The 17,452-nt window shown below is 70.4% G+C and carries 16 protein-coding genes and 1 pseudogene; 6 read left to right on the top strand and 11 right to left on the bottom strand.

Going from position 1 to position 17,452, the window contains the following annotated elements; all coding sequences use genetic code 11:
* Positions 1 to 139 precede the first annotated feature (139 nt).
* From OG507_RS29360 to OG507_RS29340, 5 genes are all read left to right on the top strand, one after another.
* Positions 140 to 646: an Lrp/AsnC family transcriptional regulator gene (locus tag OG507_RS29360; RefSeq protein WP_327370134.1), complete on the top strand. Its 507-nt coding sequence runs from the start codon at positions 140 to 142 to the stop codon at positions 644 to 646.
* On the top strand, positions 631 to 2,010 hold the full coding sequence (locus OG507_RS29355; RefSeq protein WP_327370133.1) for an aspartate aminotransferase family protein: 1,380 nt from the start codon (positions 631 to 633) through the stop codon (positions 2,008 to 2,010). The genes OG507_RS29360 and OG507_RS29355 overlap by 16 nt, the downstream gene beginning before the upstream one ends.
* 173 nt (positions 2,011 to 2,183) lie before the next feature.
* Positions 2,184 to 2,921 (top strand): ABC transporter ATP-binding protein, encoded by a 738-nt coding sequence (locus OG507_RS29350; protein ID WP_327370132.1) that lies wholly within the window; start codon positions 2,184 to 2,186, stop codon positions 2,919 to 2,921.
* Positions 2,903 to 4,087: a hypothetical protein gene (locus tag OG507_RS29345; protein WP_327370131.1), complete on the top strand. Its 1,185-nt coding sequence runs from the start codon at positions 2,903 to 2,905 to the stop codon at positions 4,085 to 4,087. The genes OG507_RS29350 and OG507_RS29345 overlap by 19 nt, the downstream gene beginning before the upstream one ends.
* Before the next feature lie 39 nt (positions 4,088 to 4,126).
* Positions 4,127 to 5,251 carry an LOG family protein gene (locus tag OG507_RS29340; RefSeq protein ID WP_327370130.1) on the top strand — a complete coding sequence of 375 codons (1,125 nt, stop codon included), beginning with the start codon at positions 4,127 to 4,129 and terminating at the stop codon, positions 5,249 to 5,251.
* Positions 5,252 to 5,270: 19 nt separating this feature from the next.
* Here OG507_RS29340 and OG507_RS29335 read toward each other — a convergent pair whose 3' ends face one another.
* The 10 genes from OG507_RS29335 to rpsB all read right to left on the bottom strand — a co-directional run bounded on the left by OG507_RS29335 (position 5,271) and on the right by rpsB (position 15,799).
* Positions 5,271 to 5,723: an SRPBCC family protein gene (locus OG507_RS29335; RefSeq protein WP_327370129.1), complete on the bottom strand. Its 453-nt coding sequence runs from the start codon at positions 5,721 to 5,723 to the stop codon at positions 5,271 to 5,273.
* Between the two features lie 80 nt (positions 5,724 to 5,803).
* Positions 5,804 to 6,829, bottom strand: a complete 1,026-nt coding sequence (locus OG507_RS29330) for an ABC transporter ATP-binding protein (protein WP_327370128.1) — start codon at positions 6,827 to 6,829, stop codon at positions 5,804 to 5,806.
* 2 nt (positions 6,830 to 6,831) lie between these two features.
* Positions 6,832 to 8,445 (bottom strand): ABC transporter permease, encoded by a 1,614-nt coding sequence (locus OG507_RS29325; protein WP_327372146.1) that lies wholly within the window; start codon positions 8,443 to 8,445, stop codon positions 6,832 to 6,834.
* A 170-nt stretch (positions 8,446 to 8,615) separates the two neighbouring features.
* Positions 8,616 to 9,737, bottom strand: a complete 1,122-nt coding sequence (locus OG507_RS29320) for a thiamine ABC transporter substrate-binding protein (RefSeq protein WP_327370127.1) — start codon at positions 9,735 to 9,737, stop codon at positions 8,616 to 8,618.
* Between the two features lie 231 nt (positions 9,738 to 9,968).
* Positions 9,969 to 11,075 (bottom strand): 23S rRNA (adenine(2503)-C(2))-methyltransferase RlmN, encoded by a 1,107-nt coding sequence (gene rlmN / locus OG507_RS29315; protein ID WP_327370126.1) that lies wholly within the window; start codon positions 11,073 to 11,075, stop codon positions 9,969 to 9,971.
* Between the two features lie 104 nt (positions 11,076 to 11,179).
* Positions 11,180 to 12,265 carry a phosphatidate cytidylyltransferase gene (locus OG507_RS29310; RefSeq protein WP_327370125.1) on the bottom strand — a complete coding sequence of 362 codons (1,086 nt, stop codon included), beginning with the start codon at positions 12,263 to 12,265 and terminating at the stop codon, positions 11,180 to 11,182.
* Complete coding sequence (frr, locus tag OG507_RS29305) at positions 12,265 to 12,822, bottom strand: ribosome recycling factor (protein WP_037690170.1); 558 nt, start codon at positions 12,820 to 12,822, stop codon at positions 12,265 to 12,267. The genes OG507_RS29310 and frr overlap by 1 nt, the downstream gene beginning before the upstream one ends.
* 180 nt (positions 12,823 to 13,002) lie before the next feature.
* Entirely contained in the window at positions 13,003 to 13,779 is a 777-nt protein-coding gene (gene pyrH, locus OG507_RS29300) for a UMP kinase (RefSeq protein WP_327370124.1), read from the bottom strand.
* Between the two features lie 160 nt (positions 13,780 to 13,939).
* Positions 13,940 to 14,776, bottom strand: a complete 837-nt coding sequence (gene tsf, locus OG507_RS29295; protein ID WP_327370123.1) for a translation elongation factor Ts — start codon at positions 14,774 to 14,776, stop codon at positions 13,940 to 13,942.
* Between the two features lie 99 nt (positions 14,777 to 14,875).
* The gene (gene rpsB / locus OG507_RS29290) at positions 14,876 to 15,799 is read right to left on the bottom strand and encodes a 30S ribosomal protein S2 (protein ID WP_327370122.1); all 924 of its coding nucleotides are present in this window, start codon (positions 15,797 to 15,799) and stop codon (positions 14,876 to 14,878) included.
* A gap of 277 nt (positions 15,800 to 16,076) precedes the next feature.
* Between rpsB and OG507_RS40480 the strand changes: the two are divergent.
* A pseudogene (locus OG507_RS40480) lies at positions 16,077 to 16,547 on the top strand (M23 family metallopeptidase); the annotation flags it as partial.
* A 221-nt stretch (positions 16,548 to 16,768) separates the two neighbouring features.
* Here the strand turns inward: OG507_RS40480 and OG507_RS29280 are convergent.
* Complete coding sequence (locus OG507_RS29280) at positions 16,769 to 17,335, bottom strand: TetR/AcrR family transcriptional regulator (protein ID WP_327372145.1); 567 nt, start codon at positions 17,333 to 17,335, stop codon at positions 16,769 to 16,771.
* Positions 17,336 to 17,452: the final 117 nt, after the last annotated feature.

The following is a 17,452-nucleotide window of genomic DNA, read 5'->3' as shown; positions in this document are numbered from 1 at the left end:
AATGGGTGAGATGCACCAGCCTAGTCGCTCAGGTATCGCTTTCGACATGCCCAACCGCCGTGAACTTCGGATTCGGTGAGATCCAGACCTTCAAACAACGAATTTCATCGATCCGGGGTTGCCAGACAGACGAGTCCCGGTGCACAGTGGATCCGTGGCCAGTCGCAGCGCAGACTCCAGGACCGGGAACGGATCGTCCCCAACGGTCGATGCCGTGTCCCTCGCAATCATCGAGCAGCTCCAGGAGGACGGACGTCGTCCGTACGCCGCGATCGGCAAGGCCGTCGGCCTCTCCGAAGCGGCCGTGCGGCAGCGCGTCCAGAAGCTGCTCGACCAGGGCGTGATGCAGATCGTCGCCGTCACGGACCCGCTCACCGTGGGATTCCGGCGGCAGGCGATGGTCGGCATCAATGTCGAAGGCGACCTCGATCCCGTCGCGGAGGCGCTGTCGGCCATGGCCGAGTGCGAGTACGTGGTGATGACCGCGGGCTCCTTCGACCTGATGGTGGAGATCGTCTGCGAGGACGACGACCACCTGCTGGAAACGATCAACAAACGCATCCGGGCCATCCCCGGGGTGCGCTCCACCGAGAGCTTCGTGTACCTGAAGCTCAAGAAGCAGACCTATATGTGGGGAACCCGATAGCCGTGAGCAAGGACCTCAGCCGAACCGCGTACGACCACCTGTGGATGCATTTCACCCGCATGTCGGACTACGAGAACGCGCCCGTTCCCACCATCGTGCGTGGCGAGGGCACCTACATCTACGACGATCAGGGCAAGCGCTACCTCGACGGCCTGTCCGGCCTGTTCGTGGTCAACGCGGGTCACGGCCGTCACGAGCTCGCCGAGGCGGCGTACAAGCAGGGCCAGGAGCTGGGCTTCTTCCCGGTCTGGTCCTACGCCCACCCCAAGGCGGTCGAGCTGGCCGAGCGCCTCGCCGACTACGCGCCGGGTGACCTCAACAAGGTCTTCTTCACCACCGGTGGCGGCGAGGCCGTCGAGACGGCCTGGAAGCTGGCCAAGCAGTACTTCAAGCTCCAGGGCAAGCCGACCAAGTACAAGGTCATCTCGCGTGCGGTCGCCTACCACGGCACCCCGCAGGGCGCCCTGTCGATCACCGGCCTGCCGGCCCTGAAGGCCCCCTTCGAGCCGCTGGTCCCCGGCGCGCACAAGGTGCCGAACACCAACATCTACCGCGCCCCGATCCACGGCGACGACCCGGAGGCCTTCGGCCGCTGGGCCGCCGACCAGATCGAGCAGGAGATCCTGTTCGAGGGCGCGGAGACCGTCGCCGCGGTCTTCCTGGAGCCGGTGCAGAACGCCGGTGGCTGCTTCCCGCCGCCGCCCGGATACTTCCAGCGCGTGCGCGAGATCTGCGACAAGTACGACGTCCTGCTCGTCTCCGACGAGGTCATCTGCGCCTTCGGCCGTCTGGGCACGATGTTCGCCTGCGACAAGTTCGGCTACGTGCCGGACATGATCACCTGCGCCAAGGGCATGACCTCGGGCTACTCCCCGATCGGTGCCTGCATCGTCTCGGACCGGATCGCCGCGCCGTTCTACGAGGGCGGCAACACCTTCCTGCACGGCTACACCTTCGGTGGCCACCCGGTCTCCGCTGCGGTCGGCCTCGCCAACCTCGACATCTTCGAGCGCGAGGGCCTCAACCAGCACGTCCTGGACAACGAGAACGCGTTCTTCACGACGCTGCAGAAGCTGCACGACCTGCCGATCGTCGGCGACGTCCGCGGCAACGGCTTCTTCTACGGCATCGAGCTGGTGAAGGACAAGGTCACCAAGGAGACCTTCACCGACGAGGAGACCGAGCGCGTCCTGTACGGCTTCCTCTCCAAGGCGCTGTACGAGAACGGCCTGTACTGCCGGGCCGACGACCGCGGCGACCCGGTCGTCCAGCTCGCGCCGCCGCTGATCTCCGACCAGTCGACGTTCGACGAGATCGAGGGCACCCTGCGGACCGTCCTCACGGAGGCGTGGACCAAGCTCTGACCGGCACTTCACACGGCCCGGATGCGCCCATTCGAGTGGGATGGAGCGCACCCGGGCCGTGTGCTGTGCCCACACCGCGGTTCGAATCCTTACGGTGCCGAGTGACCCATCGGCCCCCTCTTCGTTCCCCCGTAAGAGGGACAGGACAGACGAACTGAACCGAGGTGTACGCCATGGTGGCCCCGCCGGACAACGACGTGATCTGGGCGCGTTCCCTGCACCACTCCCACAACGGCGCACCGGCGCTCGGCGGTGTCTCCATGGAGGTCCGCGACGGCGAGATCCTCGCCGTGACCGGACCCAGGGGCAGCGGCAAGACGACCCTCCTGCACTGCCTCTCCGGTCAACTGGTGCCCCAGGACGGCGAGGTGTGGTTCAACAGCGTTCCCGTCCACACGATGGGCCCCCGGCTGCGCGAACGGCTGCGCCGCGACAGGTTCGGCTGGATCGCCCCCGAGCCCCAGCTCGTACCGGAGCTGAACACCTGGGAGAACGTGGCCCTTCCGCTGCTGCTGCGCGGATCCTCGCACCGGGAGGCGAGGAAGACCGCCCTGGAGTGGCTGGAGCGGCTCGACATCGACGTCTGCGCCAAGAAGCGGCCGCACACGCTGCCCCAGGGGCAGCGCCAGCGGATCGCCGTGGCCCGCGCGCTGGCCGCCTCGCCCTCGGTGATCTTCGCCGACGAGCCGACCGCGACCCTGCACCGCACCGACCGCACGCATGTGCTGCGCACCCTCACCAGCGCGGCCCGCTCGCACGGCATCACGGTCGTGCTCGCCACCCATGACGCGGAGGTCGCCGCCCTCGCCGACCGTACGGTCCCGCTGCTGGACGGCCGTCGCGTCGCCACCGTCGCCCTGCCCGCCGTATCCGATGCGGAGGGCCGCTCGGCGTGCTCGCTCTCCGTCTAGCCCGGGGTTCCCATCCGCTGGTCCTGATGCGGCGGCTGCTGGTCGCGGCCGCCTCCGCCGGGGTCGGCTTCCTGCTGCTGTGCGCCCTGGGTTACGCGTCGGGGCACCCGGCGCACTCCACCGCGGCCGTGCTGCGACTGCTGTGGTGCTTCGTACCACTGGCCGCCACCGTACAGTTCGCGGTCGCGGTGGCCCGTACGGACCCGAGCACCCGGCCTCGCTCCGGCCTTTCCGCCGTGGGCCTCGGGCCGGTCAGGCTCACCGTGCTCGCCGCGGTCTCCACCGCCGTCTCCTGCGCCCTGGGGTCGATGGTGGCGCTGCTGTTCTACCTGCACCTGCGTGGTGATCTGACCGGACTGCCGTTCGACGGCGCGGCAGCCGGGCTGCTCGACGCGGACGCCCCGCTGCCGCTCGCGGCCGTGCTCGTGCTGCTGACCCTGGTACCGCTGGCCGCGGCCACGGCGAGCGGGCTGGCGCTGCGCGCCCGGCCGGTCACGGCGGCCCCGGACGACGACTACTCCTCGGACGCCCTGCCGGAGAACCCGCAGCCCGCTCCGGCGGCGCCCCCGACCGGGCTGCCGTGGGGGGTGGCGCTGACCGCGGCCGGTCTCGCCGTCGAGGCGTACATGAGCCGCGGCGACGGGCACAGCCTCCTCCCGCTCCCCGGCAGGCTCGACGCCACCCCGGCCGGAGTGCTCGCGGGATGGACGCTGACGGCGATCGGACTGGCCATGGCCGGCCCCGGCCTCGCGTACCACTGCGGGCGGCTGCTCCAGGCGGTGCGCCCCGGCGCCGTACGCCTGCTGGCCGGCCGGGTGCTGATGGACGAGGCACGCCGGATCGGCGGGCCGCTCGGCGTGGTCTGCGCGGTGCTCTCCGCGATCATCGCCGCCTACGCCCTGTACGGGACGGGGCCGAGCGCCTTCGGCCCGCTCACCACGCTGGGAGCGGTGCTCGTCCTCGGCTGTACGTCGGCGACGCTGCTGACCTCGGCGCTGGAGGCGAAGCAGGACCGCACTCCCACCGCGCAGACGCTGCTGCGGCTGGGCGCCCCGGTCTCGGCGCTGCGGGCCGCGACGGCCCTGCGCGCCGTCGCACTGCTGGTCGTCTTCGCCCCGCTGACCTGGCTGGTCGCCGAGCTGGCGGCGCTGCCGCTGACGGCCTGACCGCGCCCGCGCGCCTCGGCCGCTACGGAGCAGGACACCGTGGACAACCCGCAGGACAGCAGTCCCGTACCCGAACCGGAGATCGAGTCGCTCGCCGAGTTCGACGCGGCGGTCGCCTCGGGCGGGCTGGCCGGACACCGGATCCAGTCCGTGGACCTGACGGACCGGGGCGCCGCCCTGCGGTCCACCGACACGGCCGGCGCCGTCTTCCTCGGCTGCCGGATGGCGCCCGAAGCTGCGGCGCAGGCGCGGGCCGACGGCGCGTTCGTCTTCCCGCCGGTGCCCGGGCTGCCCTTCGATCCGTACCGCGGCCTGCTCTACTCCCCCGACGCGCTCTACGAAGGCCTGGCGGACGGCGGTTACGCGGCGACGCCGGACGCCCGCGCCTACCGCTGGTTCCAGGAGACCCGGGCCGGCGGCGACACGTTCGCCTCGATGCTGCGCGCACTCCACGACGACGCGGTCTCCGACGCGCTGGACGAGCAACTCACCGGCGCCCGCGTCGTCGGGGTGATGGGCGGCCACGCCACGGCCCGCGGCAGCGCCCCGTACGCGGCCGCGGCCCGGCTGGGCCGGACCCTGGCCCGGAGCGGCCTGACGGTGGCCACCGGCGGCGGGCCCGGCGCCATGGAGGCCGCGAACCTCGGGGCGTACGCGGCCCCGTACTCCGATCCGATGCTGGACCAGGCCTGCGAACTCCTGGCCGCGGCCCCCTCGTTCACCCCGTCGGTCACCGACTGGGCGCTGACCGCCTTCGCCGTACGGGAGCGCTGGCCCGGCGGCGGCGGCTCGGTCTCGATCCCCACCTGGTTCTACGGGCACGAGCCGCCGAACCCGTTCGCCGACCACATCGCCAAGTACTTCGCCAACGCGCTGCGCGAGGACGGGCTGCTCACCCGGTCCGGGGCGGGCGTGATCTTCCTGCCGGGCGCGGCGGGCACCGTACAGGAGGTCTTCGGCAACGCGACGCCGAACTACTACAGCTCCCGCGGCAGGCCGACCCCGATGGTGCTGGTCGGGCGCGCCCACTGGACGCGGGAGCTGCCCGCGTGGCCGCTGCTGCGCGCGCTGGCCGACGGCCGGCCGATGGAGTCCCGCATCGCGCTCGTCGACACGGTGGACGAGGTCCCGGAAGCGCTCGCCCGCTCGTCGGCGCGGCGGTAGACAGGCCCGGGGGCCGGTTTCAGAGGGTCGCGAGCCGGGCCACGAGCGAGTCGAAGAAGGCCTCCCAGCCGTCCTCGGCCGCCGCGTACTGCTCGGCCGTGAGGTTGCCGCCGCGCTGCTGGAAGACCATTTCGGTGGTGTTGTCGCCGCGGTCGGCGAAGGTGGCGGTGACCGTCTCGCCCTCGATGTCGGCGGGCGCGGTGGCGTCCTTCAGCGTGAACACCAGCCGTTCGGGGGCGACGACCTCGCGGTAGACCCCGTGGAAGGGCATCTCGGTGCCCGGCACCACGATGACCAGGCTCCAGGCGCCGCCCGGTCTGACGTCCATCGCCACCCGGTCGAGCGGCACCTCGGCATCGCCGCCGTACCAGGCGGCGAAGTGCTCGGGCGTCGTCCAGGCCTCGAAGACCCGTTCCCGCGGGGCGTCGAGGACGCGGGTGATGTCGATGCCCTCGCGTGCTGACCGAGTCATGGTTCCCGTCCTTCTCGGAGTCGTTCCGGACCTTCCGCATGTCCTCCTCCAGCTTGCACGCCGCGCCCGCGCGGGGCAGGTCAGAAGACGGCGGGCAGGACGACGGTCTCCGCCGCGTCGAAGCCGACCCCGACGGTCGCACCCTCCTCGGGGGCGTCCCGCAGCGCGCACTCCGCCTCCAGGACCGGACCGCCCGGTGGCATCAGCTGCACGGCGACGTGGTTGCCCCGGAACGTACGCGCCCCGACCGTGCAGCGCAGCCCCTCGTCCGGGGCACCGATCCGCACCCCGGCCGGACGCACCAGCAGATCGCACGCCCCCTGCGGCGAGCCCTCGGGCACCGGCACCCTGCCCCACACCGTGTCGGCGGCCGTGCCCGTCACCGTCGCCTCCACCACGTTGTCGAAGCCGAGGAACCGGGCGACGAACGCGGAGGCGGGCCGCTGCCAGACCTCCAGCGGGGTGCCGGCCTGGGCGATCCGCCCGTCGCGCATCACCACCACCCGGTCGGCCAGCGCGAACGCCTCGCCCTGGTCGTGGGTGACGGCGAGCACCGTCGTACCCAAGCGCCCGAAGAGCGTGCGCAGTTCGACGACGAGCCGCTCACGCAGGCCGCGGTCGAGCTGGCCGAGCGGCTCGTCCAGCATCAGCAGCTTCGGGCGCGGGGCGAGCGCCCGCGCGAGGGCGACACGCTGCTGTTCACCGCCGGACAGCGCGGCGACGGCCCGCCGCTCGGCGCCGGGCAGGCCCACCAGGTCGAGGAGTTCACCGACCCTGCGTTCCTGATCGCGCCGCGACACCCCGCGCATCCGCAGCCCGAAGGCGACATTGGCGCCGACGTCCCGGTGCGGGAAGAGCTGGTGGTCCTGGAACATCAGGCCGAGACCGCGCCGGTGCACCGGCACCCCCGCCTGGTCCGCGCCGTCCAGCAGCACCCGGCCGCCGTCCGGCGGGTGCAGTCCGGCGACCACCCTCAGCAGGGTCGACTTGCCGCTGCCGCTCGGCCCGAGCACGCACACGATCTCGTGCTCGGCGACCTCCAGGTCCACCCGGTCCAGCGCCGCCCGCTCGCCGAAGCGAACGGTGGCCGATTCCAGTGTCAGCATCCCTAGAACTCCCCGGACCGGTCCGTGCGAATACGTTCGAGCAGCAGCAGTGAGAGGGCGCAGACCAGCATCAAAATGGTGCTGAGGGCCATCGCCTGGCCGTAGTTGAGCTCCCCGGCCCGCCCCAGCAGCCGGGCCACGGCGACCGGCAGCGTCGGGCGGTCGGGCCGCGCGATGAACACCGTCGCGCCGAACTCACCGAGCGACACGGCGAACGCGAAGCCGGCCGCGACCAGCAACGCCCGCCGCACCAGCGGCAGATCGACCTCCCGCCAGGCCCGCAGGGGCGAGGCCCCGAGCACTGCGGCCGCCTCCCTCAGCCGGCCGTCCACCGCGCGCAGGACCGGCAGCATGGTCCGTACGACGAAGGGCACACCGACCAGCGCCTGAGCGAGCGGCACCAGGATCCAGGAAGTCCGCAGATCCAGCGGCGGCTTGTCCAGGGTGATCAGAAAACCGAAGCCGACGGTGACCGCGGACACCCCGAGCGGCAGCATCAGCAGGGCGTCGAAGCCGCGGACGAGCCGCCCCGCGCGCCGGGTCAGCGCCGCGGCGGCGAGCCCCCCGATGACCAGCGCGATGACGGTCGCTGCCAGCGCGTACTGAATCGAGTTCCAGACCGCTTCGAGCGGTGCGACCAGGAACGTACCGCCGCCCGCGTCCGCGGACCGCAGGGCGCGGTAGAAGTCGAGGCCATGGCCGCCGGGAGTGTCCAGCGAGCGCTCGACCAGCACCCCGAGCGGCAGCAGTATCAGCACGAGCACGGTCAGCAGCACGCCGCCGAGCAGCGCCCACTGCCCGGCGCCGCGCGGCCTGCGGGCGGTCTGTGCCGGGTCGACCAGTTTCAGCGCGGTCTCCCGGCGCCGTACGGTCCAGGCGTGCACGGCGAGGATCGTGCCGACCGCGGCGAACTGCACCAGCGTCAGCACGGCGGCCGTCGGCAGCGCGAGCAGCCGGGCGGTCTGCCGGTAGATCTCCACCTCCAGAGTGGAGTACCCGGGACCGCCGAGGATCTGTACGACCCCGAAGGAGGTGAAGGTGAAGAGGAAGACCATCAGCGAGGCAGCCGCCACGGCGGGCGCCAGGGCCGGCAGGGTGACCCGCCGCCAGGCGGCGAACCGCCCGGCGCCCAGCACCCGGGCGGCCTCCTCCTGCCGCGGGTCGAGCTGTGACCACAGCCCGCCCACGGTCCGTACGACGACCGCGTAGTTGAAGAACACATGGGCGAGCAGGATCGCCCAGACGGTGGTGTCGAGCCGTACGCCCCAGAGTTCGTCGAGGAATCCGCCGCGCCCCAGCAGTGCCAGGAAGGCCGTCCCGACGACGACGGTCGGCAGCACGAACGGCACGGTGACGACGGCCCGCAGCAGTTGTCTGCCGGGGAAGTCGAAGCGGGCGAAGACATAGGCGCCGGGCAGGGCGATCAGCAGGGTCAGCGCGGTCGAGGCGAGCGCCTGCCAGGTGGTGAACCACAGGACGTCCCGGATGTCCGGCCGGGCCAGCACCTCGCCGATCCGGCCGAACTGCCAGACGCCGTCGGCCTTCAGCCCGCGGCCGACGATCGCGGTGACGGGGTAGGCGAAGAACAGCGCGAAGAACGCGACGGGCACGGCCATCAGGCCGAGCCGCACCGCGCTCCCGCGCCGGGCCTTCGCACGCGCGGAATCGGCGTGTTCGGACCGCGGCCGCTTCCCGCGCGGCCCCGCCCCGTACGCGCCGTTCCCGCCGGCGTCCTCCCTGTCCGTGTACTCCCCGTCCGCGTCCGTCGCGCGTACGGGTGTCTTCGCTACTTCACTACGAGCGAGGACCACGACTGGACCCACTGCTCACGGTTCTTGGCGATCAGATCCGGGGCGACGGTCGTCGGCTCGTCCACCGTCGCGCCGAACTTCGTGAACAGCTCGGGCAGTTCCGCGTCCTTGGTGACCGGGTTCACGAACATGTTGAGCGGCATGTCCTCCTGGAACTTCTTGCCGATCAGGAAGTCCAGCAGGGCCTTGCCGCCCGCCTCGTTCTTCGCGCCGTTCAGCAGACCCGCGAACTCGATCTGCCGGAAGCAGGTCCCGGTGGCGACCCCGGTCGGGGCCTCGGCCGGCTGAGGCTTCGCGTACAGCACCTCGGCGGGCGGGCTGGAGGCGTACGAGACGACGAGCGGCCGGTCGGCCTTGGCCTTCTTGCCGCCCGCGGAGCCGGAGAACTCCTCGTTGTACGCCTGCTCCCAGCCGTCGACGACCTTGACGCCGTTGCTCTTCAGCTTCTTCCAGTAGTCCTGGTAGCCCTTCTCGCCGTAGGCGGCGACGGTGCCGAGGAGGAAGCCGAGGCCGGGCGAGGACGTCTCGGCGTTCTCGGTGACCAGGAGGTTCTTGTACGCGGGCTTCGCCAGGTCGTCGAAGGACTGCGGCGGCGCGAGCTTCTTGTCGGCGAAGTACTTCTTGTCGTAGTTGACGCAGATGTCGCCGGTGTCGATCGGGGTGACCCGGTGCTCGGCGGCGTCCAGCCGGGTCCCGGCCGCCACCCGGTCGATGCCCTTGGCCTCGTACGGCGTGAAGATGCCGCTGTCCAGGGCGCGGGAGAGCAGGGTGTTGTCGACGCCGAAGAACACATCTCCGCGCGGGGAGCCCTTGGTCAGGATCTCCTGGTTGAGCGCGACACCCGCGTCGCCGCTCTTCAGCACCTTGACGGTGTAGCCGGTCTCCGCGGTGAACTCCTTGAGCACATCCTTGGAGGCGTTGAAGGAGTCATGGCTGACGAGAGTCACGGTCTTCGAACCGGAACTCTTCGAGCCCTTCGTGCCACCGGAACCGGAGTCGGACGAGTCGGAACCGCCGCATCCGGCGAGTGCCGTGACGCCGAGCGCGGCGGCGACGGCCGTCGCGGCGAACTGCTTGGTTCTGCGCGTGGTGCTCATTGTGGATTCCTCCTGGGTTTTGGCCAGGAAGAGACGCGGCCCCGCCCGCGGAGAGCGGGCAGGGCGCAACAGCATGAGTTGATGACCGAACTTCCTACCCGGAATGACCCGGGCGAGGTTCAGAGGGTCTGCGGCCGACCTGTTCTCGGTGCCGCACTCTCAGCGCTGTGGCGCTCCCCTGTCGGAATATGAAGTTGATTTCGGGCCCAGATTACACGGGCCGATTCGGCCTCAGCGCTCGGAGGCCGCCAGCTGCCCGCAGGCTCCGTCGATCTCCTGGCCGCGGGTGTCCCGCACGGTCACCGGCACCCCGTGCGCCGCGATCGCCTCGACGAACGCCTTCTCGTCCTCGGGCCGCGAGGCGGTCCACTTGGAGCCGGGCGTCGGGTTCAGCGGGATCAGATTGACGTGCACCCGCTTGCCCTTGAGGAGCCGGCCGAGCAGATCGCCGCGCCACGCCTGGTCGTTGATGTCGCGGATCAGCGCGTACTCGATGGAGATGCGGCGGCCGGACTTCTCCGCGTACTCCCACGCGGCGTCCAGCACCTCGCGCACCTTCCAGCGCGTGTTCACCGGGACAAGCGTGTCACGCAGTTCGTCGTCCGGTGCGTGCAGCGAGACGGCGAGACGGCACTTGAAGCCCTCGTCGGCGAAGCGGAGCATCGCGGGCACCAGGCCCACGGTGGAGACGGTGATCCCGCGCTGCGAGAGCCCCAGCCCGTCCGGCTCCGGGTCGGTCAGCCGACGGATCGCGCCGACCACCCGCTTGTAGTTGGCGAGCGGCTCGCCCATGCCCATGAAGACGATGTTGGAGAGCCGCGCCGGACCCCCGGGCACCTCCCCGTCTCGCAGCGCCCGCATGCCGTCCACGATCTGGTGGACGATCTCGGCGGTCGACAGATTGCGGTCGAGACCGGCCTGTCCCGTGGCGCAGAACGGGCAGTTCATCCCGCATCCGGCCTGTGACGAGATGCACATCGTCACCCGCTCCGGGTAACGCATCAGGACGGACTCGACGAGCGTGCCGTCGTGCAGCTTCCAGAGCGTCTTGCGGGTGGTGTCGTCGTCACAGCTGATGTGACGGACCACGGACATCAGATCGGGGAGCATCGCCTCGGCGAGCCTGTCCCGCGAACCGGCCGGGATGTTGGTCCACTCGGCCGGATCGTGCGCGTACCGCGCGAAGTAGTGCTGCGAGAGCTGCTGGGCGCGGAACGGCTTCTCGCCGATCGCGGCGACGGCCTCCTTGCGCTCGGCGGGCGTGAGGTCGGCGAGGTGCCGCGGCGGCTTCTTGGCTCCGCGGGGCGCGACGAAAGTGAGTTCTCCGGGCTTAGGCATGGTTCATCCAGTGTCGCAGACAGAACGATGAGGGCCCGCCGCCCTGTGGACAACGGACCCTCGCTCGTAAATGCCCAGGTCAGGCCGGTGCGTCGGCCTGGGACTCAGCCGGAACCCACGAACAGCACCAGCAGCAGCCAGACCACCGGAGCGGTCGGCAGCAGGGAGTCCAGCCGGTCCATGATTCCGCCGTGCCCCGGCAGGAGCGTGCCCATGTCCTTGATGCCGAGGTCCCGCTTGATCATCGACTCGCCCAGGTCGCCGAGGGTCGCGCTGGCCGCGACCGCGAGTCCCAGCAGCAGTCCCTGCCACCAGGAACCTCCGTCGATCAGGAACTGCATGCACAGCGCACCGGCGGCCATCGCGAAGGCGACGGCCCCGAACAGGCCCTCGCGGGTCTTCCCGGGGCTGATGCGCGGCGCGAGCTTGTGCTTCCCGAAGCGCCAGCCGACGGCATAGGCACCCGTGTCGCTGACCACGGTCAGCGACAGGAAGGTGAGCACCCGCTGAGGCCCGTCGTCCGCCGTCAGGAGCATGGCGACGAAGGTGGCCAGGAACGGTACGTAGAACACGGCGAACACACCGGCCGTGACGTCCTTGAGGTAACCCTCGGGAGGCTCGGTCATCCGCCAGACGAGCACCGCGAGCGCGGTCAGCGCCGTCGCTACCCAGGCGCCCTCGGCACCCCGCGCGTATCCGGCCACGACCATGGCCGCGCCGCCGACCGCCAGCGGGATGAGGGGCGCCTTGATGCCCTTGCGCTCCTCCAGCCGGGAGGTGAGCTCCCACAGGCCCACAACGACGGCGACGGCGATCACACCGACGAAGACGGCCTTCACGATGAACAGCGAGGCGACGATGACGGCGCCGAGCCCCACACCGACCCCTATGGCGGATCGCAGATCACGGCCCGCACGTTTCTTCTGCGGGGGCGGCGGCGCGGTGGACATGGGCTCCTGCGGCTTCTCGTCACGGAACAGGGGACCGCCGTTCGGGCGTGCGGCCCCCCGATCCCGGTCATCACGGTCGTCAGCGTCTCTACCTGCGTCGGGATCGTCCGGCACGATGGGCATGGGCCGAGTCTGCTGGGCGTCATGCACATCGTATGCAGGACCCGCCGGAGCGGCCTGCATCTCGGGCGCACCCCAGCGGCCGGCTCCCTGCGAGGCGCCCCAGGAAGAGTCGTTCATCAGACTTCGAGCAGCTCGGCTTCCTTGTGCTTGAGCAGCTCGTCGACCTGCGCGACGTACTTCGCGGTGGTGTCGTCGAGCTCCTTCTCGGCGCGACGCACCTCGTCCTCGCCGGACTCCTTGTCCTTGACCAGCTTGTCCAGCGTCTCCTTGGCCTTGCGGCGCACGGCGCGGATGGAGATCTTGGAGTCCTCGGCCTTCGTCTTCGCGACCTTGATGTAGTCGCGGCGACGCTCCTCGGTGAGGTCCGGGAAGGTCACCCGGATGATGTTGCCGTCGTTGCTCGGGTTGACGCCGAGGTCCGAGTCGCGGATGGCCTGCTCGATGTTGCGCAGCGCGGTCTTGTCGAACGGCGTCACGACGGCCATGCGCGGCTCGGGCACCGAGAACGAGGCGAGCTGGTTGATCGGGGTCAGCGCGCCGTAGTAGTCGGCGACGATCTTGTTGAACATCGCGGGGTGCGCACGGCCGGTCCGGATCGCGGCGAAGTCCTCCTTCGCGACGACGACGGCCTTCTCCATCTTCTCCTCGGCCTCGAGGAGGGTTTCTTCGATCACCACGTGCTCCTGCGTGTCTCGAGTGGGCCCGTCGTGCTCGGGCCCGGCGGGTCCTGCGTCGCGTCCTCACCTGCACGGTGTCCGACCGGCAGGCCGTTGTCCATCCTTCGGGACCTGTCCCGGGGTGTTCCCCGCAGGCCCCGGACCTTCCCATGTCCTCCCGGGAAGGTCCCCCGGTTCTCAGGCCCGGGTGCCCTGGTCACTCACGAGCGTGCCGATCTTCTCACCCTTGACCGCGCGGGCGATATTGCCCGCGGCGGTCAGCTCGAAGACCAGGATCGGCAGCTGGTTGTCGCGGCAGAGCGTGATGGCGGTGGCATCGGCGACCTTGAGATCGCGGGCGAGCACCTCGCTGTACTCAAGGGCGTCGAACTTCACCGCGTCGGGGTTGGTCTTCGGGTCGGAGTCGTAGACCCCGTCCACCCCGTTCTTGCCCATCAGCAGACCCTGGGCGTCGATCTCCAGGGCACGCTGGGCGGCAGTGGTGTCGGTGGAGAAGTACGGCATCCCCATGCCGGCGCCGAAGATGACGACGCGGCCCTTTTCCAGGTGGCGCACGGCGCGCAGCGGAATATACGGTTCCGCGACCTGTCCCATGGTGATGGCGGTCTGGACGCGGGAGTCGATGCCCTCCTTCTCCAGGAAGTCCTGGAGCGCCAGGCAGTTCATGACCGTGCCGAGCATGCCCATGTAGTCGGACCGGGCCCGGTCCATGCCGCGCTGCTGGAGCTCGGCACCGCGGAAGAAGTTGCCGCCGCCGATGACGACCGCGATCTCCGCGCCGTCGCGGACGACTGCCGCGATCTCCCGGGCGATGGCGTGTACGACGTCGGGGTCGACACCGAGACCCCCGCCGCCGGCGAACGCCTCTCCGGACAGCTTCAGCATGAAGCGTCCGGGTACCTTGCCGTCGTCGCGCTTGTGGTCACCTTTTGCGGCGTCCGCGCCCTTGTTCATGGAGATTCTCCTCGTGCACATACGAAGAAGGCCATTGCCGGTGGGTCTGGTGTCCCTCAGCGGCAATGGCCTCCTCGTCAGATCTGCGGTCGTACGGCGGGTGTGCGGCCGTACGACTGCACCGGACCCTATCGGGGTCCACCGTTTTTCGCGGACGGACTCAGATGCCGACCTTGATGCGCGAGAAGCGCTTCAGGGTGACACCGGCCTCGTCCAGGACCTTCTGGACGGACTTCTTGTTGTCCTTGGCGAAGGCCTGCTCCAGGACGACGACGTCCTTGAAGAAGCCGTTGACGCGACCCTCGACGATCTTCGGAAGGGCGGCCTCGGGCTTGCCCTCCTCGCGAGAGGTGGCCTCGGCGACACGACGCTCGTTCTCGACCGTCTCGGCCGGGACCTCGTCGCGGTTGAGGTACTTCGGGGCGAAGGCGGCGATGTGCTGCGCGACGTCCTTGGCGACCTCGGCATTCTCCTTGTCCAGCTCGACGAGCACGCCGACCTGCGGGGGAAGGTCCGGCATCGTGCGGTGCATGTACGCAGCCACGTAACCGCCGGTGAACTGCGCGAAGCGGTCCAGGACGATCTTCTCGCCGAGGTTGGCGTTGGCCTCGTCGACGTACGCCTGGACGGTCTTGCCGGCCTCGATCTCGGAGGCGAGCAGCGCGGCCAGGTCGGCCGGGGAGGTCGCGGCGACGTGGGCGGCGAGCGTGTTGGCGACGGTCTGGAACTTCTCGCCCTTGGCGACGAAGTCCGTCTCGCACTTCAGCTCGAGCAGAACGCCGGAGGTCTTGTCCTCGGAGATGAGGGAGACGACGGCGCCGTTCTCGGCAGAACGGCCCTCGCGCTTGGCGACGCCCTTCTGACCCTTGATACGGAGCGCCTCGACGGCCTTGTCGACGTTGCCGTCGGCCTCGTCGAGCGCCTTCTTGCAGTCCATCATGCCGGCGCCGGTCAGCTCGCGGAGCTTCTTGACGTCAGCGGCGGTGTAGTTCGCCATGAGTCTGTGTTTCTCTCTCGAAGTCTGAAAGATCTACGGGTGGACGGCGGGGGCGGTGCTTGTGGCACCGACCCCCGCCGTCATCGTCCGTGACGGGTGTCAGGCCTGCTCGGCGTCCGCGGCCGGAGCCTCGGCGGCGGGGGCCTCGGCAACGGGGGCCTCGGCGGCAGCCTCGGCCGGCGTCTCGGCGGCGTCCGCGACCTTCTCGGTCTCGGCGGAGGTCTGCACCTCGGTGTCGGCCTTCTTGTCGCCCTCGAGCAGGTCGCGCTCCCACTCGGCGAGCGGCTCGCCGGCGGCCTTCTCGCCCGGCTTCGAGTCACCGGTGGCGGCACCGGAACGGGCGATGAGGCCCTCGGCGACGGCGTCGGCGATCACGCGGGTGAGCAGGGTGACGGAGCGGATCGCGTCGTCGTTGCCCGGAATCTTGTAGTCGACCTCGTCGGGGTCGCAGTTGGTGTCGAGGATCGCGACGACCGGGATGTGGAGCTTGCGCGCCTCACCGACGGCGATGTGCTCCTTCTTGGTGTCGACGATCCAGACGGCGCTCGGCACCTTCTGCATCTCGCGGATACCACCGAGGGTCTTCTCCAGCTTGGCCTTCTCGCGGGAGAGGACCAGGAGCTCCTTCTTGGTGAGGCCGGAGGCGGCCACGTCCTCGAAGTCGATGAGCTCAAGCTCCTTCAGACGCTGAAGGCGCTTGTAGACGGTGGAGAAGTTGGTGAGCATGCCACCGAGCCAACGCTGGTTGACGTACGGCATGCCGACGCGCGTCGCCTGCTCGGCGATGGCCTCCTGGGCCTGCTTCTTGGTACCGACGAACATGATGGAGCCGCCGTGGGCGACGGTCTCCTTGACGAACTCGTAGGCGCGGTCGATGTACGACAGCGACTGGAGCAGGTCGATGATGTAGATGCCGTTGCGCTCGGTGAAGATGAAGCGCTTCATCTTCGGGTTCCAGCGACGGGTCTGGTGACCGAAGTGGACGCCGCTTTCCAGCAGCTCCCGCATCGTGACGACGGCCATGGCCGTACTCCTTGAGGTGCTCGGTTGTCGCGACAGCAGGATTGCTGTCGCGCCTGACGCCCCGACGCGCCGTGCCACAAGGGACCGAGGAGCGCGGCCACCGTCCGCTGAGAGGGAGGTGGCGGGGCGTGCGAAGTCGACCCGGTGACCCGGATCGCCATAGGAAGTGTACGGGACAGGTCGGGTGCCGGGTGACGGCGCTGTCCACAACCGGTCGGTAGTCCACAGATCCGGTTCATGATCCCCGCGAATCCGAGCGGTGCGGGACGGTTCTGCCATGCGATGCACACCTGATCCGACCGTTTCCCTCTTCAGGCCCTTGGAGGCCCTGAGGCGCTTATGGCGACTCGGCTTCCGCCGGTGCGAGGCCGCGCTCGTGGCGGCGGTGGCCCTTCTCGTGGTGCTGTGCGGCGCGCCGGCCGCGACGGCCGGGGACGGCGCCCGGCAGTGGCCGCTCGCCGGGCGGCCCGCGGTCGTACGGGGATGGGAGCCACCGGCCAGTGCCTACGGGCGGGGCCATCGCGGGGTGGATCTCGCCGCGGAGACGGGTACGGCGGTGCTCGCCGCGGCCTCGGGCCGGGTCTCGTTCGCGGGGCGGGTGGCGGGGCGCGGGGTGCTGGCGATCGAGGTGGCCGGGTCCGGCGATCCGCCGCTGCGGACCACGTACGAGCCGGTGCGCGCGCTGGTCGCGAAGGACGAGGAGGTGGTGGTGGGGCAGGTCGTGGCAGTCGTGGAGGCGGGGCCCTTCCACTGCGCGTCTGGCTGTCTGCACTGGGGGCTGCGGCGCGGGGAGACATATCTGGATCCGCTGTCGCTGCTGCCGCCCGGGCTGCTGCGAAGGGGGCCGTCCAGGCTGCTGCCGGTGTTCGGCGTGCCGCAACCCTCGGTCGCGCCCTCGGCCGAAGGGGCCGGGGACGGACTCGCCGCCCCCGGCGTTCTGCTCGTCGTGGCCGCGGTGCGGCCCCGGCGTCAGTCCCGTACGCCCTGCACGCCTCGCAGGATCATGGCAACGGCGGTGTCCGCGATCACGCCCGGCTCCTCCGCCACGCCGAGTTCGATACGCCGCACCGCCGCGTCCACCGAGCCCTGCAGCAGCATCGCCGCCAGCCTCGGCTGCTCGTGGCCCAGATCGCCGAGCGCCTCGACAATCATGGCGATCAGCCCGCCGTGCGCGGCCCGGATCTTCTCGCGTGCGCCCTTGTCCAGCTCGCTCGCCGAGATCGCGACGACCGCGCGGTGGCGGCGGTCCCCGACGAGGTCGAGCTGCCGGCGTACGTAGGCCTCGATCTTTCCCTCGGGCGTGGTCGCCTGCTCCATGGCGGTCTCGACCTCGGCCGCCCAGACGGGGAAGTCGACGGTGCAGAGCTCTTCGACGACGGCCGCGCGGGAGCGGAAGTACTCATAGATGGAGGACCTGGCGAGGCCCGTGCGTTCGGCGAGGGCGGGGAAGGTCAACGCCTCCGTACCGCCCTCGGACAGCAGGGAGCGTGCGGCGTCCAGGAGGGCGCCGCGCTGCATGGTCCGGTGCTCGGCCACCGAGGCCGCTCGAATCCTGGGCACGCATCCACTCTACGGCGAGCGGTGTTCGAGAGGGGGCGTGCGGGCCCGATCGATGGCCGAAGCACCCATGGCCCACCGCCTGCCTCCGGTGGT

The organism is Streptomyces sp. NBC_01217, assembly GCF_035994185.1.
Taxonomy (GTDB): domain Bacteria; phylum Actinomycetota; class Actinomycetes; order Streptomycetales; family Streptomycetaceae; genus Streptomyces.
The sequence above is the reverse complement of the archived record's forward strand: the minus strand, read 5'-3'. Positions and strand labels throughout refer to the sequence as shown.

What these genes read in the sequence shown, in the direction of transcription:
- OG507_RS29320 (WP_327370127.1), bottom strand. Translation starts at nt 9,737, where the DNA reads ATGAGCACCACGCGCAGAACCAAGCAGTTCGCCGCGACGGCCGTCGCC.
- OG507_RS29350 (WP_327370132.1), top strand. Translation starts at nt 2,184, where the DNA reads ATGGTGGCCCCGCCGGACAACGACGTGATCTGGGCGCGTTCCCTGCAC.
- OG507_RS29335 (WP_327370129.1), bottom strand. Translation starts at nt 5,723, where the DNA reads ATGACTCGGTCAGCACGCGAGGGCATCGACATCACCCGCGTCCTCGAC.
- rlmN (WP_327370126.1), bottom strand. Translation starts at nt 11,075, where the DNA reads ATGCCTAAGCCCGGAGAACTCACTTTCGTCGCGCCCCGCGGAGCCAAG.
- pyrH (WP_327370124.1), bottom strand. Translation starts at nt 13,779, where the DNA reads ATGAACAAGGGCGCGGACGCCGCAAAAGGTGACCACAAGCGCGACGAC.
- OG507_RS29310 (WP_327370125.1), bottom strand. Translation starts at nt 12,265, where the DNA reads ATGAACGACTCTTCCTGGGGCGCCTCGCAGGGAGCCGGCCGCTGGGGT.
- OG507_RS29325 (WP_327372146.1), bottom strand. Translation starts at nt 8,445, where the DNA reads ATGGCCGTGCCCGTCGCGTTCTTCGCGCTGTTCTTCGCCTACCCCGTC.
- OG507_RS29330 (WP_327370128.1), bottom strand. Translation starts at nt 6,829, where the DNA reads ATGCTGACACTGGAATCGGCCACCGTTCGCTTCGGCGAGCGGGCGGCG.
- rpsB (WP_327370122.1), bottom strand. Translation starts at nt 15,799, where the DNA reads ATGGCCGTCGTCACGATGCGGGAGCTGCTGGAAAGCGGCGTCCACTTC.
- tsf (WP_327370123.1), bottom strand. Translation starts at nt 14,776, where the DNA reads ATGGCGAACTACACCGCCGCTGACGTCAAGAAGCTCCGCGAGCTGACC.